Origin of the sequence: Chroococcidiopsis sp. CCNUC1 (assembly GCF_023546805.1) — a bacterium.
Taxonomy (GTDB): Bacteria; Cyanobacteriota; Cyanobacteriia; order Cyanobacteriales; family Chroococcidiopsidaceae; genus Chroococcidiopsis; species Chroococcidiopsis thermalis.
In genome coordinates this window covers 4,680,815-4,695,754 of the sequence record NZ_CP097480.1, presented here as the reverse complement: position 1 = coordinate 4,695,754, position 14,940 = coordinate 4,680,815, and the positions used below count along the sequence as shown (strand labels likewise).

The 14,940-nt window shown below is 44.8% G+C and carries 15 protein-coding genes; 8 read left to right on the top strand and 7 right to left on the bottom strand.

Annotation, left to right across the window (positions count from 1 at the left end; all coding sequences use genetic code 11):
• Positions 1–51 precede the first annotated feature (51 nt).
• The gene (locus M5J74_RS21580; RefSeq protein WP_250013111.1) at positions 52–258 is read right to left on the bottom strand and encodes a hypothetical protein; all 207 of its coding nucleotides are present in this window, start codon (positions 256–258) and stop codon (positions 52–54) included.
• Positions 259–363: 105 nt separating this feature from the next.
• On the opposite strand from M5J74_RS21580, the gene M5J74_RS21575 reads away from it, so the two are divergent.
• Complete coding sequence (locus M5J74_RS21575; RefSeq protein WP_015156076.1) at positions 364–1,350, top strand: ABC transporter ATP-binding protein; 987 nt, start codon at positions 364–366, stop codon at positions 1,348–1,350.
• 70 nt (positions 1,351–1,420) lie between these two features.
• Here the strand turns inward: M5J74_RS21575 and M5J74_RS21570 are convergent, their stop codons facing one another.
• The 3 genes from M5J74_RS21570 to ctpA all read right to left on the bottom strand — a co-directional run bounded on the left by M5J74_RS21570 (position 1,421) and on the right by ctpA (position 3,960).
• Positions 1,421–2,011, bottom strand: a complete 591-nt coding sequence (locus M5J74_RS21570) for a DedA family protein (RefSeq protein ID WP_015156075.1) — start codon at positions 2,009–2,011, stop codon at positions 1,421–1,423.
• A gap of 45 nt (positions 2,012–2,056) precedes the next feature.
• On the bottom strand, positions 2,057–2,620 hold the full coding sequence (locus M5J74_RS21565; protein WP_041463346.1) for a DUF2854 domain-containing protein: 564 nt from the start codon (positions 2,618–2,620) through the stop codon (positions 2,057–2,059).
• A gap of 104 nt (positions 2,621–2,724) precedes the next feature.
• The gene (gene ctpA, locus M5J74_RS21560) at positions 2,725–3,960 is read right to left on the bottom strand and encodes a carboxyl-terminal processing protease CtpA (RefSeq protein ID WP_199755939.1); all 1,236 of its coding nucleotides are present in this window, start codon (positions 3,958–3,960) and stop codon (positions 2,725–2,727) included.
• 301 nt (positions 3,961–4,261) lie between these two features.
• On the opposite strand from ctpA, the gene petB reads away from it, so the two are divergent.
• The 4 genes from petB (at position 4,262) to M5J74_RS21540 (ending at position 6,712) form a co-directional block, all read left to right on the top strand.
• Positions 4,262–4,930, top strand: a complete 669-nt coding sequence (gene petB / locus M5J74_RS21555) for a cytochrome b6 (protein ID WP_015156072.1) — start codon at positions 4,262–4,264, stop codon at positions 4,928–4,930.
• An 88-nt stretch (positions 4,931–5,018) separates the two neighbouring features.
• Complete coding sequence (gene petD / locus M5J74_RS21550; RefSeq protein ID WP_015156071.1) at positions 5,019–5,501, top strand: cytochrome b6-f complex subunit IV; 483 nt, start codon at positions 5,019–5,021, stop codon at positions 5,499–5,501.
• A 218-nt stretch (positions 5,502–5,719) separates the two neighbouring features.
• The gene (locus M5J74_RS21545) at positions 5,720–6,163 is read left to right on the top strand and encodes an anti-sigma regulatory factor (protein ID WP_015156070.1); all 444 of its coding nucleotides are present in this window, start codon (positions 5,720–5,722) and stop codon (positions 6,161–6,163) included.
• A gap of 180 nt (positions 6,164–6,343) precedes the next feature.
• The gene (locus M5J74_RS21540) at positions 6,344–6,712 is read left to right on the top strand and encodes a hypothetical protein (RefSeq protein ID WP_015156069.1); all 369 of its coding nucleotides are present in this window, start codon (positions 6,344–6,346) and stop codon (positions 6,710–6,712) included.
• Between the two features lie 109 nt (positions 6,713–6,821).
• Here M5J74_RS21540 and M5J74_RS21535 read toward each other — a convergent pair whose 3' ends face one another.
• Positions 6,822–7,277, bottom strand: a complete 456-nt coding sequence (locus M5J74_RS21535) for a hypothetical protein (RefSeq protein ID WP_015156068.1) — start codon at positions 7,275–7,277, stop codon at positions 6,822–6,824.
• A 489-nt stretch (positions 7,278–7,766) separates the two neighbouring features.
• On the opposite strand from M5J74_RS21535, the gene M5J74_RS21530 reads away from it, so the two are divergent.
• Together M5J74_RS21530 and M5J74_RS21525 are read left to right on the top strand one after the other, a co-directional pair.
• On the top strand, positions 7,767–8,120 hold the full coding sequence (locus M5J74_RS21530; protein ID WP_015156067.1) for a hypothetical protein: 354 nt from the start codon (positions 7,767–7,769) through the stop codon (positions 8,118–8,120).
• 51 nt (positions 8,121–8,171) lie between these two features.
• Positions 8,172–10,364 (top strand): pentapeptide repeat-containing protein, encoded by a 2,193-nt coding sequence (locus M5J74_RS21525; protein WP_250013110.1) that lies wholly within the window; start codon positions 8,172–8,174, stop codon positions 10,362–10,364.
• A gap of 4 nt (positions 10,365–10,368) precedes the next feature.
• Here the strand turns inward: M5J74_RS21525 and M5J74_RS21520 are convergent, their stop codons facing one another.
• A complete protein-coding gene (locus M5J74_RS21520; RefSeq protein ID WP_250013109.1) occupies positions 10,369–11,673 on the bottom strand; it encodes an efflux RND transporter periplasmic adaptor subunit in 1,305 nt (434 codons plus the stop codon).
• A gap of 643 nt (positions 11,674–12,316) precedes the next feature.
• Between M5J74_RS21520 and M5J74_RS21515 the strand changes: the two genes are divergently transcribed.
• Positions 12,317–13,813: an aldehyde dehydrogenase family protein gene (locus tag M5J74_RS21515; RefSeq protein WP_250013108.1), complete on the top strand. Its 1,497-nt coding sequence runs from the start codon at positions 12,317–12,319 to the stop codon at positions 13,811–13,813.
• Positions 13,814–13,898: 85 nt separating this feature from the next.
• Here M5J74_RS21515 and M5J74_RS21510 read toward each other — a convergent pair whose 3' ends face one another.
• On the bottom strand, positions 13,899–14,927 hold the full coding sequence (locus M5J74_RS21510; RefSeq protein ID WP_015156063.1) for a hemolysin family protein: 1,029 nt from the start codon (positions 14,925–14,927) through the stop codon (positions 13,899–13,901).
• Between the last annotated feature and the right edge of the window lie 13 nt (positions 14,928–14,940).

The window sequence follows — 14,940 nt, the reverse complement described above, 5'->3', positions numbered from 1 at the left end:
AATTGCCTCAAAAGTTAATTTTTTTTACTACTTATATATAATCTGGCATTTTTACCCATACTTAACTCTCTTCTCCCCCCTCTCCCTTGTCTCCCTTGTCTCCCCCCTCTCCCTTGTCTCCCCCCTCTCCCTTGTCTTCCCCCTCTCCCTTGTCTCTCCCCTCTCCCTTGTCTCCCCCTCTCCCTTGTCTCCCCCCTCTCCCTTGTCTCCCCCCTCTCTCTTGTCTCCCCCCTCTCCCTTGTCTTGCTGCCAAACCAAGCCTTAACTAGAAAGAAATAGGTGCGATTGCTGTCGGCATTGGGCGATCGAGTGAGCCATAATAACTGTTGTCATTTTTGTTTGGAGCAAAGGTAGTTTGACGCGATGAAGACTGTTACTACTGATTCGCCTACTTTTGAATCTAATCCTTCCGAGCGCCCAGCAGTCATTCAAACTTCTCAGTTGCGAAAAGTTTACCGTACTGGCTTTTGGATGAATCAGAAAATTCCCTCGCTCAAAGGTTGCTCTCTAACGGTATATCGGGGCGAAACTTTTGGTCTTTTAGGTCCCAATGGAGCGGGTAAAACAACGCTATTAAAATTATTATTGGGTATTCTTCGCCCCACGAGCGGACAAGGTTTATTATTAGGTCAACCTTTAGGCGATCGCCCAATCAAACAACGCATCGGCTATCTACCAGAAAATGCTTATTACTACGACTATCTAACTGGTTGGGAAGTTTTAGAAATGGCAGCGGGACTGTTTCAAATTCCCCGCAGCGTTCAACGTCAGCGCATTCCTCAACTGCTGGAATTAGTCGGACTGCCTTTAATTGCTGCCCGCAAAAAGCAACTCCGCCAATATTCTAAGGGTATGGTGCAGCGGGTAGGGATGGCACAAGCTTTGATCAATGACCCTGAATTAGTGTTTTTAGACGAGCCGATGTCTGGTTTAGATCCGTTAGGACGCTACCAGATGCGACAGATTATTCTTTCTCTCAAAGCTCAAGGCAAGACTATTTTTTTCAACAGTCATATCTTGTCTGAAGTCGAGCAAATTTGCGATCGCGTTGCCATCTTATCCCAAGGACATTTAATTTGTAGCGGTTCCCTGGATGAATTATTGGGAACGACTGATGCTTATCATGTCAAAGGCAAAGGTGGTGATGTAGAAATACTCCGCCAATGGTTAACTAATTTGCAAGTAGAAGCTGATGGAACTTGGAAAGGCGAACTTAGCGGCGAGCCCTACGATTTTCTGGCAAAGTTACGTTCTCTCGGCGGGCAGATCGTTGGCATGAATTTGTCTCGTCCTTCTTTGGAAGAGTTTTTCTTGCAACAAATTTCTGCTACATCAGGGAGCAGGGAGTAGGGAGTAGGGAGCTGGGTGTAAGTGTTTGGCAGGCGATCGCGCTGGTAAACTAGCTTAACGTCACCGCAGTTTAACTATTCGATCTATTATGCCTAATTAACCAGAACAGAAGTACTAACAGTAGTACAGCAATTGAAATTCTGGCAATGGGGGCAGTATACCAAACGACAATTTCATAACGCCTACCAAGCAGGTATCCAGCGTAAGCTAAGGCAGTTTGCCAGATTGCCTCACCAGATATGACATGGAATAAGAATGGTAGCAATCTCATTCCACTGATACCTGCTGGTAGCGCAATTAACGTGCGGACGCTGGGGATGGGGCGACTAAAAAAGACTGTTTTCCCACCGTGGCGATCGAACCATTGTTTGGCTCGCTCTATTTCTCCAAAGGACAGTTTTAACCACTTACGGTTGCGCCTAGCAAATACTTTCAAGCGCCGTTCGCCCAAGTATTTACCTGCTAAGTACCAAGGTACGATTGATAGAGTACAACCCAAAACTCCAGCTAAAATCGCGTGTGGCAAGCTGAGCTTGCCTTGTGCAGCTAAAAAGCCCGCGAAGGGTAAAACAATTTCTGGAGGAGTTGGAGCGATTAAGACTAGCAGGAAGATGCCCAGATATCCAAAAGAGTTAATAGCATCCGTCATTCCTTCAAGCATTCGATCGCTTCCTGCTAAATATTATGTTAGTTACTGTTCTAACACCTAGCTGGAAGTCCCTTGACTAGAAGCCGCAATCATTGCTATTTCAATCTCATCTTCAGTAGGTTGTGTGACTTCAATACGTATCCCAGGACCAAAAAAACTTTCCATTTTGTCTTGTTTTTTTTGCCACTGTTCCAGTGTCACGAAAGGAGAATCAAATTCTAAAATTAACCCATAAGCACCATCGATTTGCGTTTCTCGCACGCCCTTAACAATCGGTCTTTCTTCATCCGTTGGCGCAAGTCCCAGCCGTTCTAACGCTGTATCTAAATGAGCTGACTGACCGTAACGATAGCGGGTAATATCCTGACGGACTTGATTTTGAGTTGCTGTAGCTTGCTGTTGGCGCAAAGCAACTACTTCAGGGGAAGTTGGTTGAGTGTATGGCACTGGCTTCAGTTCCGCTGCCGTCAAAGCTAAACCTCCTAATAAAAGGGGAATGCCATAAAAAAAACCCACAAGGTTGAGTGTGGGATTATCAATAAAATAGGCAACGAATCCCACAATTGTAATTAAACCACCAACAACTAAACCTAGCTTTCCTAAAGATACTTGTCGCAACATACACGATCGCTTAACAACTTCTGCTTTATTATCAGCGATCGGGGAGCAGGGAGCGCACGAGCAGTCAATCGTCAACCAACTACCAACTACCAACTACCAACAAATCACTTGTCACTTTTAGCAATTGTTGATGTATTGTCCAATAATTCTACTGCTGCTAAATATTGTGGATCTGCTGCCGTGGCGATTTGGTCGCGACTGAGGCGATCGGTTGCTACGTTAAGATCTGGGACAATGCCCTGCTTGTGAATGTCTCGATGATTTGGGGTTTCGTATTTGGCAACGGTAACAGCCATACCCGAGCCATCCGATAGTTCAAACAAAGATTGAATTAAGCCTTTACCAAACGTCTTTTCACCAACAATTTTTGCTCGTCTGTTGTCTTGCAGCGCTCCAGCGAGAATTTCACTGGCGCTAGCCGTACCGCGATCGACTAAGACGACTAGGGGGTCGTGAGTTAATGCCGAGCCAAAAGCTTCAAAATTTCCTTGGATACCTTGGCGGTTAACCGTATAGACGATTGTGCCTTCATCTAACCACAGACGGGCAATTTCAATTCCCGATTGCAATAAGCCTCCAGGATTATTGCGTAAATCCAAAATGTATGCGTCAGCACCTTGTTTTTCTAAATTGGCGATCGCGTGGGCAACTTCTGCTGTGGCGTTGGCATTAAATTGAATCAGGCGTATGTAGCCGATCTCTGCTCCGCTAGGTGAGGTTTGGAGTTGGGCAACTACGGGATTGACGGCAATGCGATCGCGGGCTACTTGGATTTCTTTTGGCGAACCATCCCGTTCTACTATCAGCAGGACTTTACTACCTGCCGGACCCCGCATTTTGGCTGCTGCTTCATCAAGAGTTAATTGGGTAGTCGGGATACCATCGATTTTGAGAATGCGATCGCGAGATTGAATACCTGCTTTTTCCGCTGGAGAACCAGCAATTGGTGCTACGACCTCTAACTGTCCTGTTTTGGAATTGAGGGCAATTTGCAGTCCTACACCCGTCAGTTCGCCAGAAGTATTAACTTGTAAACTACGATACTGTTCTGGTCGTAAAAAGCGAGTAAAGGGCTCGTTCAAACTTGCCAGCATTTTCTCGACTGTTGTATATGCTGACTCTGGGTTGTCAAGGGGTTGTTTGAGTGCTTGTTGCCGTACTGCCGACCAATTTTGATGGTTAAACGTATCGTCCAGATAGGCGCGATTGACAATTCGCCATGCTTCTACTACCACTCTCTGCTCTTCCGTGATGGCGGTAGCTGGCTGAGTCCAAATACTCAACGCTAGCAGAATTGGCATGACCAACAAAACTCCGATCTGGAAAATTCGCTTTGACATCATCAGTTATCAGTTACTCAGTTATCAGTGGAACTAGGGAACAGGGGACAGGGAGTAGGGAGCAAGTAAATTCTGACTTCCGACTTCCGACTTCCGACTTCCGACTTCTTCCAACTGTCCTCTCGACTATGTTACTTTTTTTATAGAATCTGATGCAGTCTGGACGAGCAAATTGTTCGCGATCGCGATTAAGATCGAAATGACTGGATTTCCAGCCATTAAGAAACCTTGAAAAGACGATCCCTGCAAAGACAATCGGGAATTTGAACAGACGCAATCCATTTTTAGGAACTTTTGGTTGATGTTTAGTAAACAGGTAACTGATTCAAAAGCATACAACTGGTTTGAGGAGCGCTTGGAGATCCAGGCTCTTGCTGAAGATGTAACCAGTAAGTACGTCCCCCCACACGTCAATATTTTTTACTGTCTCGGTGGTATCACCCTGGTTTGCTTTTTAATCCAGTTTGCGACTGGATTCGCCATGACTTTTTATTACAAACCGACTGTAACTGAAGCTTATGCTTCCGTACAGTACCTCATGACGGATGTAAACTTCGGCTGGTTGATCCGCTCCATTCACCGCTGGTCAGCCAGCATGATGGTGCTGATGATGATCTTGCATACATTCAGAGTTTACTTAACTGGCGGTTTCAAAAAGCCCCGCGAACTGACATGGGTAACAGGCGTAATTTTGGCAGTAATTACCGTTTCCTTTGGTGTAACGGGTTACTCCTTACCTTGGGATCAGGTCGGCTATTGGGCGGTAAAAATCGTTAGTGGTGTACCAGAAGCGATTCCAGTCGTCGGTACTCTCATTGCTGACTTGTTGCGCGGCGGTTCGAGTGTAGGTCAAGCAACGCTAACTCGCTACTACAGCGCTCATACCTTTGTCTTACCTTGGGCGATCGCTGTCTTCATGCTGCTGCATTTCTTGATGATCCGCAAGCAAGGTATTTCTGGTCCGTTGTAATTACAGTTAGCAGTTAACAGCTATCAGTTGTCACTGTTAACTGTTAACCGATAACTGATAACTGAAACAAAGGAGAACAACTTTAAAGATGGGAACACTAAAAAAACCAGACCTGAGCGACCCTCAATTACGTGCCAAGCTGGCTAAGGGCATGGGTCATAATTATTATGGCGAACCTGCTTGGCCTAACGACTTGCTCTATATTTTCCCTGTGGTAATTTTGGGAACGGGTGCTTGTATAGTCGCTTTGTCCGTACTAGACCCAGCAATGGTAGGCGAACCAGCAAATCCTTTCGCTACGCCTCTGGAAATTTTACCTGAGTGGTATTTATACCCAGTATTCCAAATTCTGCGGTCAGTCCCCAATAAATTATTGGGAGTCGTGCTGATGGCTTCCGTACCACTGGGGTTAATTCTGGTTCCATTTATTGAGAGTGTCAATAAGTTCCAAAATCCCTTCCGCCGTCCAGTCGCAACAACTGTGTTTTTAGTTGGAACTTTAGTTACCTTGTGGCTCGGTATTGGTGCTGCTTTCCCGATTGACAAATCTTTCACTTTCGGTCTGTTCTAATTGTTCAGTTCTGCACTTAATCAAGTGTATTAAGTACAGATTTGTCTTGACACCTGTGGGTTTCTCAAAAAGTGGATCTACCGAATGAGAAACGTTAACAGGTGTCAATTTTAGTTACAGAGACTTGATAGTAGTCGCGATTACAGAATAAAAAAAGAATAAGTAAACATTTATTGAGTTGGCAAGCAATTAACATCGGATCGCGGTCAAGCCGTGGCATGTTGGAGCAAAATCATCTGAGGGTGTGTAGCGATTTAAAGTTACTGAACCAGGTACAAGACTGGTTTGAAGATTTTTGTCTTCAACATAGCGGTCAAATACCTTGGTCTGAGGGTCAACTATATCGCTTAAATTTAGCTTTAGCAGAAGGATTTACGAATGCGGTCAGACACGCCCATCAAGCCCTACCGCGAGAAACGGCAATAGATATCGATCTGTTATTATGGAGCGATCGCATTGAGATTAGAATTTGGGATCGGGGTCAGCCTTTTAACCCCGATGCAATTGCCGAACCTAAACCAGGAACCTTACAAGAAGGAGGCTATGGCTGGTTTCTATTGCGGCGCTTAGCAGACCGAGTCGTATACGAACGGGCTGCTGACGGCAGAAACTGCTTACTAATTGTAAAAAGCGATAAAAACCGCCAAGAAGTTAAGACATAAATCGCGCAGGGTAATTGGTATTGTGTAATTAATGACAAATTTTTTACAATTCTCCTACTCCCCTGTACGGGCGGGTTTAACCGTAGAATTGTTTGCTCTTCGATAGGTGTGCTGAAAACCCGCCCCTAAAACTCCCGACCCCTAGCTATCCTAGAGGCAGAGCAGCTTAATAGAAAGAACATGAGCCTCAAGTCTTTTCAACTTAGTTTTTCCCGCCTCTCCGGTTGGCTCACCCTATTCCTCTTCATCTGGTTATTGGGTGCGGTAGGTCTTGGCTGGTTGGTCAACTCATTTCTAATTTTAATGGGACTGCTGTTGTTGGCTCCCGCGATCGCATTCGTCTGGTTTCGCTGGTGGCTGCAACGCAACCTCGTTCAGTCTGAATGTCCGGTGTGTAGCTACGAACTAGCAGCACTCAATCGTACCCAACTTCAGTGTCCTAGTTGTGGCGAACTCTTGAAAGTAGAGCAAGGCAAGTTGAGTCGCTTAACACCTCCAGGGACGATTGACGTGCAAGCCGTGGAAGTCGCAGCCAGCTCGGAAGAGTGATAATTCAGTTGTCAGTGTAGAGACGTTACATGTAACGCCTGTACAAAGTTATCAGTTGTCATTGGTCGTGAGTGCAGTGTTAACCAATGACAAATGACGAATGACAAATCTATTCACCTTTTTTCTGAGAGATTGAAAGGGTATAGGGATATTGTCCTTGAGTGCGATCGCCAACGTATAGCGAGTATTTTCCTGCTTCCCAGTAACCTGATATTTCGGGAGCTTCTCCTGCTGCTGTATCTGCCAGTACGCAAAAACGTCGTTTTCCTGGTCCTTCAATCAGTAGTGTAGGTTCTCCTTCGCTCTGTACTTGTAGCTTGAGATATGGTAAAGGTTCTGGTACTTGTAGCACCTGACTGGGAGTCGTACTGATGTTACCGCAATCGCTGTTTTTTTCTCCTCCAGATCTACCTTTAACAACTAAGGGGTCTGCTTCTAATTGGGGGGGAACTTTTACCACTGCTTCCTGAGCGAAAGTTGTAGCTGCGGTCGCACAACTCATAATTAAAACGGAAGGTAGTATATTCCACTTTATTAACTTGTACATAGTAGCTTGCTTTGTCATTTTATTTATCCATTACGGACTTTAAATTACTAGGTTTAAACCACCTGAAATGCAGGTCATTTATTTGCTTTTCGAGAATCAAATGCTTGAATCTACTGCAACTATCACAAGGCTGAATCTGTTACTACCTCATAACCTCCGCCGCTAAATCTGCATCTTCCGATAGAGTTATAGCTGTAATTTGCAATTAATTTACAGAGACGGTTGAACTGCTATTGAATCTAATTATAACAATTGAATTTTCTCAAAAACTTGCGTAATTTCTCCATTTTTTGGGCGGAAAACCATTCATAACAAACATATATAGTTGTTTGTCAAGTTTTCCTATCCAAGTCAGTGTGTAGTTGTGCTTTGCATTAGCTACAATCGCCCTAATAACAGTGAGCAGTGAGCAGTGACTAGTGGCTGGTGGCTAGATGCTTCCGACATGTGACTGGTGACTCGTGACTTGTAACCGCTCACCACTCTCTTACTTTTTGGTAAAAGCATATGAATCCTCAATCAGATCGAGATTTGCAACAACGCTTAGAACAACTAGAAAGAGAAGCTAATTCTGCATCTGCGGAGGTGACAAGACCGCAGCCTGCAACACCTCAAATAATACAAGAGACAAAAATCGCTGCTAGCGAGCCATCGCCTTTGGGACAGTTTTTTAACTGGTTTCGTAATCTATCGAGCGTCAGCAAGCTTATAGTCATAAGTGTTGGAGCTGTATTTGGAATTGCAATTCTCAGAGCGGTGCTAAACCTAGTAGCAGCTGTCATCAGCTTAGGAGTGCTGGCATTGGTGTTGTATGTGGGATATCGGTTTTTTGTCAGTCGAGCTGAAACAAATAACCGATAGCTTGATGCCCGCGATCGAGGAGTGAAAACAAAGATAAGGGGAACTATTAAGATGGCGAATTCAAGTGTGAGGAGAAATGCCAATCGCGCTCGTCGTTCGGTGCAGGCGAAAAGCAAACCGCTACCATTAGCAACTAGACGCTTTGCCGCGTGGGCAGTAGAAGTATCGCTCGTTGCACTCAGCGGACTGATACCCTATAGCTTGGGAGAACAAGCAAAATTAGAGCCATCGGGGGAGCAAGTTACCCCAAATCCAGTGGTCGCCCTCACTCAAAAAGCGATCGCCAGTACCCTAACTATATCCACCGAGCCGAGCGATCGCCGTCTCGTCACACCCCTGACGAATATATTTTGGTCTGTCGCTGTCGTCACTCCTTTGTTAGTAGGGGGATGGCAGCTGTATTTGCTGGGAAAAACAGGCAGTACTCTACCCAAGCGCTGGTTGGGGGTACGGGTTGTTTCTGCTGCTGGCACGGTTCCAGGTCTATCGCGGATCGCGATCCGAGAAGCTTTGGGAATGTGGGGCTTACCACTCTCCGTAGCCTATATTATGTGGCGGGCGACGGCTTTTCCTCATTTGGGCATATTTTTCGGCTTGTCTTGTTTCTTCGTACTAGGTGAAGGCATGACTGCCCGTTTTCACCGTCAGCGTCGCTGTTGGCACGATTTAATTGCAGGCACTTACGTGGTAGATGCCAATCGCGCTATGACTATTTTGCCTGGGACTAGAGCGAAACAGTTAATAGGGAGTAGGGAGCAGGGAGCGGGGAGTAGGGGGCTTTATAGTAGTCCTTCGCCTCGGTTACAGCCTCAGCCATCAGTTGGTAAATCTGTCACCACTAAACCAAAAGTGCGGCGTAGTTGGTGGCAATTGATGCGCCAACATCCTAATGTGTTACTATTTTTAGCTTTTTTGTCCTGCATGGTGGCAGTATTAGGAACCTTGATTGGAATTCAAATCTACATTCAAGCGCAAAAATACCAGCGGCAGTTAGCAGAGAATAAAAGCACGCAGTTTCTCACTCTAATTCAACACCTAGATGCTCGTGGCACTACCCTGAGCGATCGCCAAAGGGCAATTTTGGCTTTGGGTACGATTGGCGATCCGCAGGTACTTCAGTTACTTGTCGATCTGCTCGGACAAGAGCAACGCCACGAGATTATCGGCACAGTACAGCAAGCTTTGGTTAGTTCTGGTTCCGCTGCTTTGCCATACTTACAGCGCTTGAATCAATCGATCGCAAATGAAATAGCTGCCGGACGTTATAGTAGTAGCCCTACCGAATTAGCTAAACGGACGCAACAATTGCAAGCCACTCAACAGGCGATCGCTAAAATTCTGGCAGTTTATGGTGGTAGGTTACAGGGCATAGATTTGAGCCGCGTTAATCTCGCTCCTAGCACCAGTCAAGATCGGGCTTTTACTCTAGAGCTAGAACGAGTCAATTTTGCTGGCGTAGTATTCAAAGGCGCTAATCTGAACCGTGCTAGTTTACCAGCCAGCCAGTGGCGTGACGCTGGGGCAGATCGGCACTGGGATACTTTTGACGACGCGATCGCCAATTTGAACCATGCCCAGATGAAGGGTGCTAACCTAACTAAAGCTAATCTCAGCCGCGTACCGATGGAACGGATCGAGCTGATGCAGGCAAATCTCAACCAAGCCAATTTATCTGCTGCTAGTCTCGGTCATGCTAATCTCAGTAGCGCCCAACTCGTAGGGGCTAATTTACAAGCAGCAACTCTCGTAGATGCTAGCTTGACAGGAGCGAACTTAAGTACGGCAAATTTGTCTGATGTTAATTTACACGCCGCTCGTTTGAGCCGCGTCAGCGCTTTAGGCACGCGCTTGCAGTCAGCTAATTTGACCAAATCGAATTGGCAGGGGGCAGATTTATCGAGTGCGGATCTGAGTAAATCCAATCTCAGTCATGCTGACTTGAGCCTAGCGCGTCTCAGTAGCAGTAATTTAAGTCATGCCCAAATGCAAAATATCAACCTGCGTCAGGCAGATTTGCGAATGGCAGATTTGCGCGGAGCAAATTTAGCAGGAGCTGACTTCCAGGGGACGATCCTGTTTAGTCCTCAACCTCCGGCATCAAGCGATCGCTTCATTGCCACGCCACCAGAATATACTCAAGCAGCACTAGTGCAGGGTGTAAATTTTAGCCAGGTGAAAAATTTAGATGCCCAGCAGATTGCTTATATTTGCGTTTACGGAGGATATCATCCACGTTGTCCTTAGCGCTCTATTCTTCTGCAACAAAGCGAACTTTTGCAGTTTGACCGACTAATAAAGCTTCCTGCGGGTTTTGAAATTGTACCTCGACTATATGAGTCCGATCTTGCTCTGGAATCGGATTAATTGTCACGACTATTGCCTCAAATTGTCGGGCTTCAGCTGCTTTGCCTAGTTGCACGACTGCTCTTTGTCCTAAACGTAATGTATTAATTAAACTAGTACTAACAGAAACTCGTACTTTTAAAGATTTTAATTGCGCTAATTCTACTAAACTTCTACCTGCGTAGATGCGATCGCCTACAACTACGGGCAAATTGACAACAACGCCTGTTGCTTTAGCCGTGACTGGAAACGATTCTGTGAGATCTGATTCTTTTGGTAACAAAGAGCGCTGCTGGTGAAGCAGATTTAGCCTCTGAGTTGCTTGACGAGACTGCGAACGAGCAAGTTGTATCTGTCCTTCGATCGCAGCAAGTTGTTGTTGGTGTTCGAGTAGCGTTAGTTGTTTGCGAAGTTGCCACTGTCGGCGTTGTTGTTGCTCAATTTCTTGTAGGATTGCGCCTGTTTCTGCTTTAACTAAATTTGTTTTAGCGGTAGCTAACTTAGCTTGCGATCGCTCTATTTCACTTGAGGATACTGCACCCTGACTAGCTAATTTTTTGAGGCGATCGTGCTGCATTGCTGCTCTTAGGTATATGCCTTTAGCTTTTTGGACAACATCTTGCTGTTGTTGCCATAATTGTAAATTTAATTCAGTCTTACTCAGATGTATTTCTGTGTCAAATAGCTTTCCAATCGTACTGATTTTACGCTTGATAAGCGATGCTTGCTGATGGAACTGCGCTATTTCCTGAATCACATCCTCCCGCTGTTGCCGAGCTTTTTCAATTTCTAGATTAGCGTCAAATCGCTCCTGTCGTAACCGATCGAGCTTTTGTCTATTTGCTAGACTTTCCAATTTTAATATTGGTTGATTAGACTGAATGCGATCGCCAATATCGATATAGACTTCTTTTACAATTGCTGCTGTACTAGCAGAAACCTTCATTTTTTTGGCTGGATAAACTGTACCAGTAAACTCTAAATTTTCCACCGGAATATCTTGTTTGATAACACTTGATGATGCGAATGAAGGTCGGTTATTTTGGCAAGTAAGATAAATGACTGAAGTTAAGCCAAACGCATAAATTGATAGCAATAATGATTCCCGCAAGCCGATATCTTTAAACCAGTTAAAAATGAGGCGATCGCTATCATTCTGACTAGAATTTTGTTGGTATTGATTTAAAGGGTTTTTTCCAAATAAAAGCATTGTCTGACGATAACCTGTGACGTTAATTATTTATCTCTAATATTTGACTGCAATAAAAACTGATTTATTACATAGTTTTAATATAGATAAGCAAGTTTTATTGTGAGTGGGCAATGCCCACTCTACACTCTCTTTCAAAATGTGAAAGTCAGACCATTCTTAGCCCCCCTTAAAAAGGGGGGTTGGGGGATCTTCTATGGCAAGTTTTATTGTGAGTGGGCAATACCCACCCTACACTCTCTTTCAAAATGTGAAAGCTAGACCATTTCTTCGCCCCCCTTTTTAAGGGGGTTGGGGGATCTTTTATGGCACAGTTTTAGTGAAGTTGTAAATCAATTTGTGTAAACTTAACTAACTACCAGAGAACTACGTAGAATTTCGGATCTATAACTTAGTGGAACTAAAATCAGTATGGCATAGGTATTTAAAATCACAGTGTAAATTCACACTCACTTGATTCAAGACTATAGAAACTTGTCATTTTAATAAACACCATCAACAAAATAATCGTATTTTTACTGATATCGACGCTCTCATTCGCTCCACAAACAACTTATGTTGCATGGCGAGGGTGAGCGGTCAACTACCAACTACTGACTACCAACTACCATAGAATTACAGAAATTGTTGGAGGTTTTGCCTCATGACCGCCCCCCTGATAGAGTGCCAGAATTACATCAACGGTCAATGGGTTGCCGCATCAGGTGAAACTCTAGAAAGCCGCAATCCCTCTGATTGGCGTGACGTAGTAGCAACTTTTCCCCGTTCCAGCGCTGCTGATGTCGATGCAGCCGTAGCAGCTGCCCGTAAAGCCTTTAAATCTTGGCGACTCGTACCTGCTCCCGCCCGAGCCGAAATAATTTATCGTGTAGGAGAATTATTGCTCCAACACAAAGAGAAACTCGCTCAACTCATTAGCAGGGAAATGGGTAAACCCCTGACAGAAGCCCGAGGAGACGTGCAAGAAGGCATTGATTGCGCCCTCTACATGGCAGGAGAAGGACGAAGGATGTTTGGGCAAACTACCCCTTCAGAAATGCCCAATAAGTTCGCGATGACAATGCGGATACCTGTAGGAGTTTGCGCCCTCATCACTCCCTGGAATTTTCCTGTGGCTATTCCTTGCTGGAAAGCTTTTCCCGCTTTGATTTGCGGTAATACAGTCATTCTCAAGCCAGCGGAAGATACTCCAACTTGCGTTCATTATCTCAGCCAGTTATTTCACAAAGCAGGCTTACCAAATGGCGTTGTTAATATCGTGCATGGTTTGGGAGAAGAGACAGGACGGGCGTTAGTCGAACATCCTGACGTAAATTTGGTGTCGTTTACCGGATCTTCGGAAACGGGGGCTGAAGTGGGTTCTGTTTGCGGACGCACTCACAAGCGTTCCTGCTTGGAAATGGGAGGTAAGAATGCTCAAATCGTGATGGCAGATGCCGATTTGCAACTGGCTTTAGATGGGGCTGTTTGGGGCGCTTTTGGCACTAGCGGGCAGCGTTGTACTGCTACGAGTCGGCTGATCCTCCACCGCGATATTAAGGAAGAATTTACTAACTTGTTGTTAGAAAGAGTTCATCAGTTACGATTAGGTCTTGGTACAGATCCGCAAACTGAAGTGGGACCGCTGATTAATTCTGCCCAATTGCAAAGAGTGAACCATTATTTAGAAATTGCCCGTGCTGAGGGAACAAAAGTATTAACTGGTGGGGAGACAGCTAATACGGAAAATCTCGCACATGGCTTTTTCTTTCAACCGACAGTATTAGATCGAGTCACGCCAGAGATGCGCGTAGCGAAAGAAGAAATTTTTGGTCCTGTAGTGGGGCTAATAGAAGTTGGTTCTTTTGAAGAGGCGATCGCGATTCTCAACAACACCCCATACGGTTTATCTTCTTCGGTTTATACCCGCGATGTCAATCTAGCGTTTCAGGCAATGCGCGATATTGAAGCTGGAATTACTTATATTAACGGTCCTACAATTGGGGCAGAAGTCCATTTGCCTTTTGGTGGTATGAAACAGACGGGAAACGGGCATCGGGAGGTGGGAACTGCGGCTTTAGATGTGTTTACGGAATGGAAAACTGTTTATGTAGATTATTCTGGGAGTTTGCAACGCGCCCAAATTGATAATCGCGATTAAGCAAGTCAAAAGTCAAAAGTCAAAAGTTAAAAATAGATGTGATTGTCAAACTTTTAGCGACTGAATAATGTTAGCAAACCCGAACCTACTGTATTTTTAACATTCTGGCTAACCTGTTGCGTGCTGCTGCTTGCAAATCGATGATTCTATCTGTTTCATCGACAATTTCCCCTGTAAGGATTTCTAATACGTCTTCGAGAGTGACAACACCGGAAACCGTGCCATATTCATCGACGACGACGACGAGGTGATTGCGGCTTTTTTGAAATGCTCTCAATAAGCGATCGGCATGAATCGTTTCTGGCACAAATCGAACTTTACGGGTGAATTCAGCAATTTTACGCTCGCGCTTTCCTTCTACCATTGCGGTCAGAAGTTCGTCTTTTAAAGTAACTCCAATAACTCGATCTAATGAATCTTCTATAACAATAATTCGCGTGTGCTGAGAATTAATTATGTCCACTCGGCTTGCAGCTAGAGTCAAATCACCTCGTAAGTAAGTTAAAGCTGTTCTAGGAGTCATTAAATCGGCAGCCGTGAGGTCGTTTAGCATAAACACTCTCTGAATCATTTCGGCTTCATCATCTTCAATAATTCCCTCTTGATAGCCAATCTTGGCTAGTAGCATGATTTCCGATTCATTTGTAGTCGGCAGTTTTTCTTTGCGGGTAAAAGGTGCTGTGACTTTCTCCATAATCCAAACTAAGGGAGTGAAAATAAAAGTCAGTGCAGTCACAGGTAGAGCAGCAAGGAGCGCTAATCTTTGAGAATATCGTTCACCTAAAGTTTTGGGAATGATTTCACCAAAAATGATGATGAGAAAAGTCAAAAGTCCAGAAAAAACCCCCAATAAAGTGTTACCTAAAACTGTCTCGGCAATGCGGGCGATCGCAATACTACCAACAATATTAAAAATATTATTTAGAACCACGATTGTCGCGATCGGGCGATTCATGCGATCGCGAATTGCTAGTAGTGCGACTGCGGCAGGATTTTTTGACTGTGCTAGCTGTCTGGCTTTAAGTGTAGAGACAGAAAATAAAGCGGCTTCTACGCTAGAACAGAGGGCAGAACCAGAAATGACGATCAGTACGGCAACAACTAAGGCAAGCATGGCAAAATTGAGA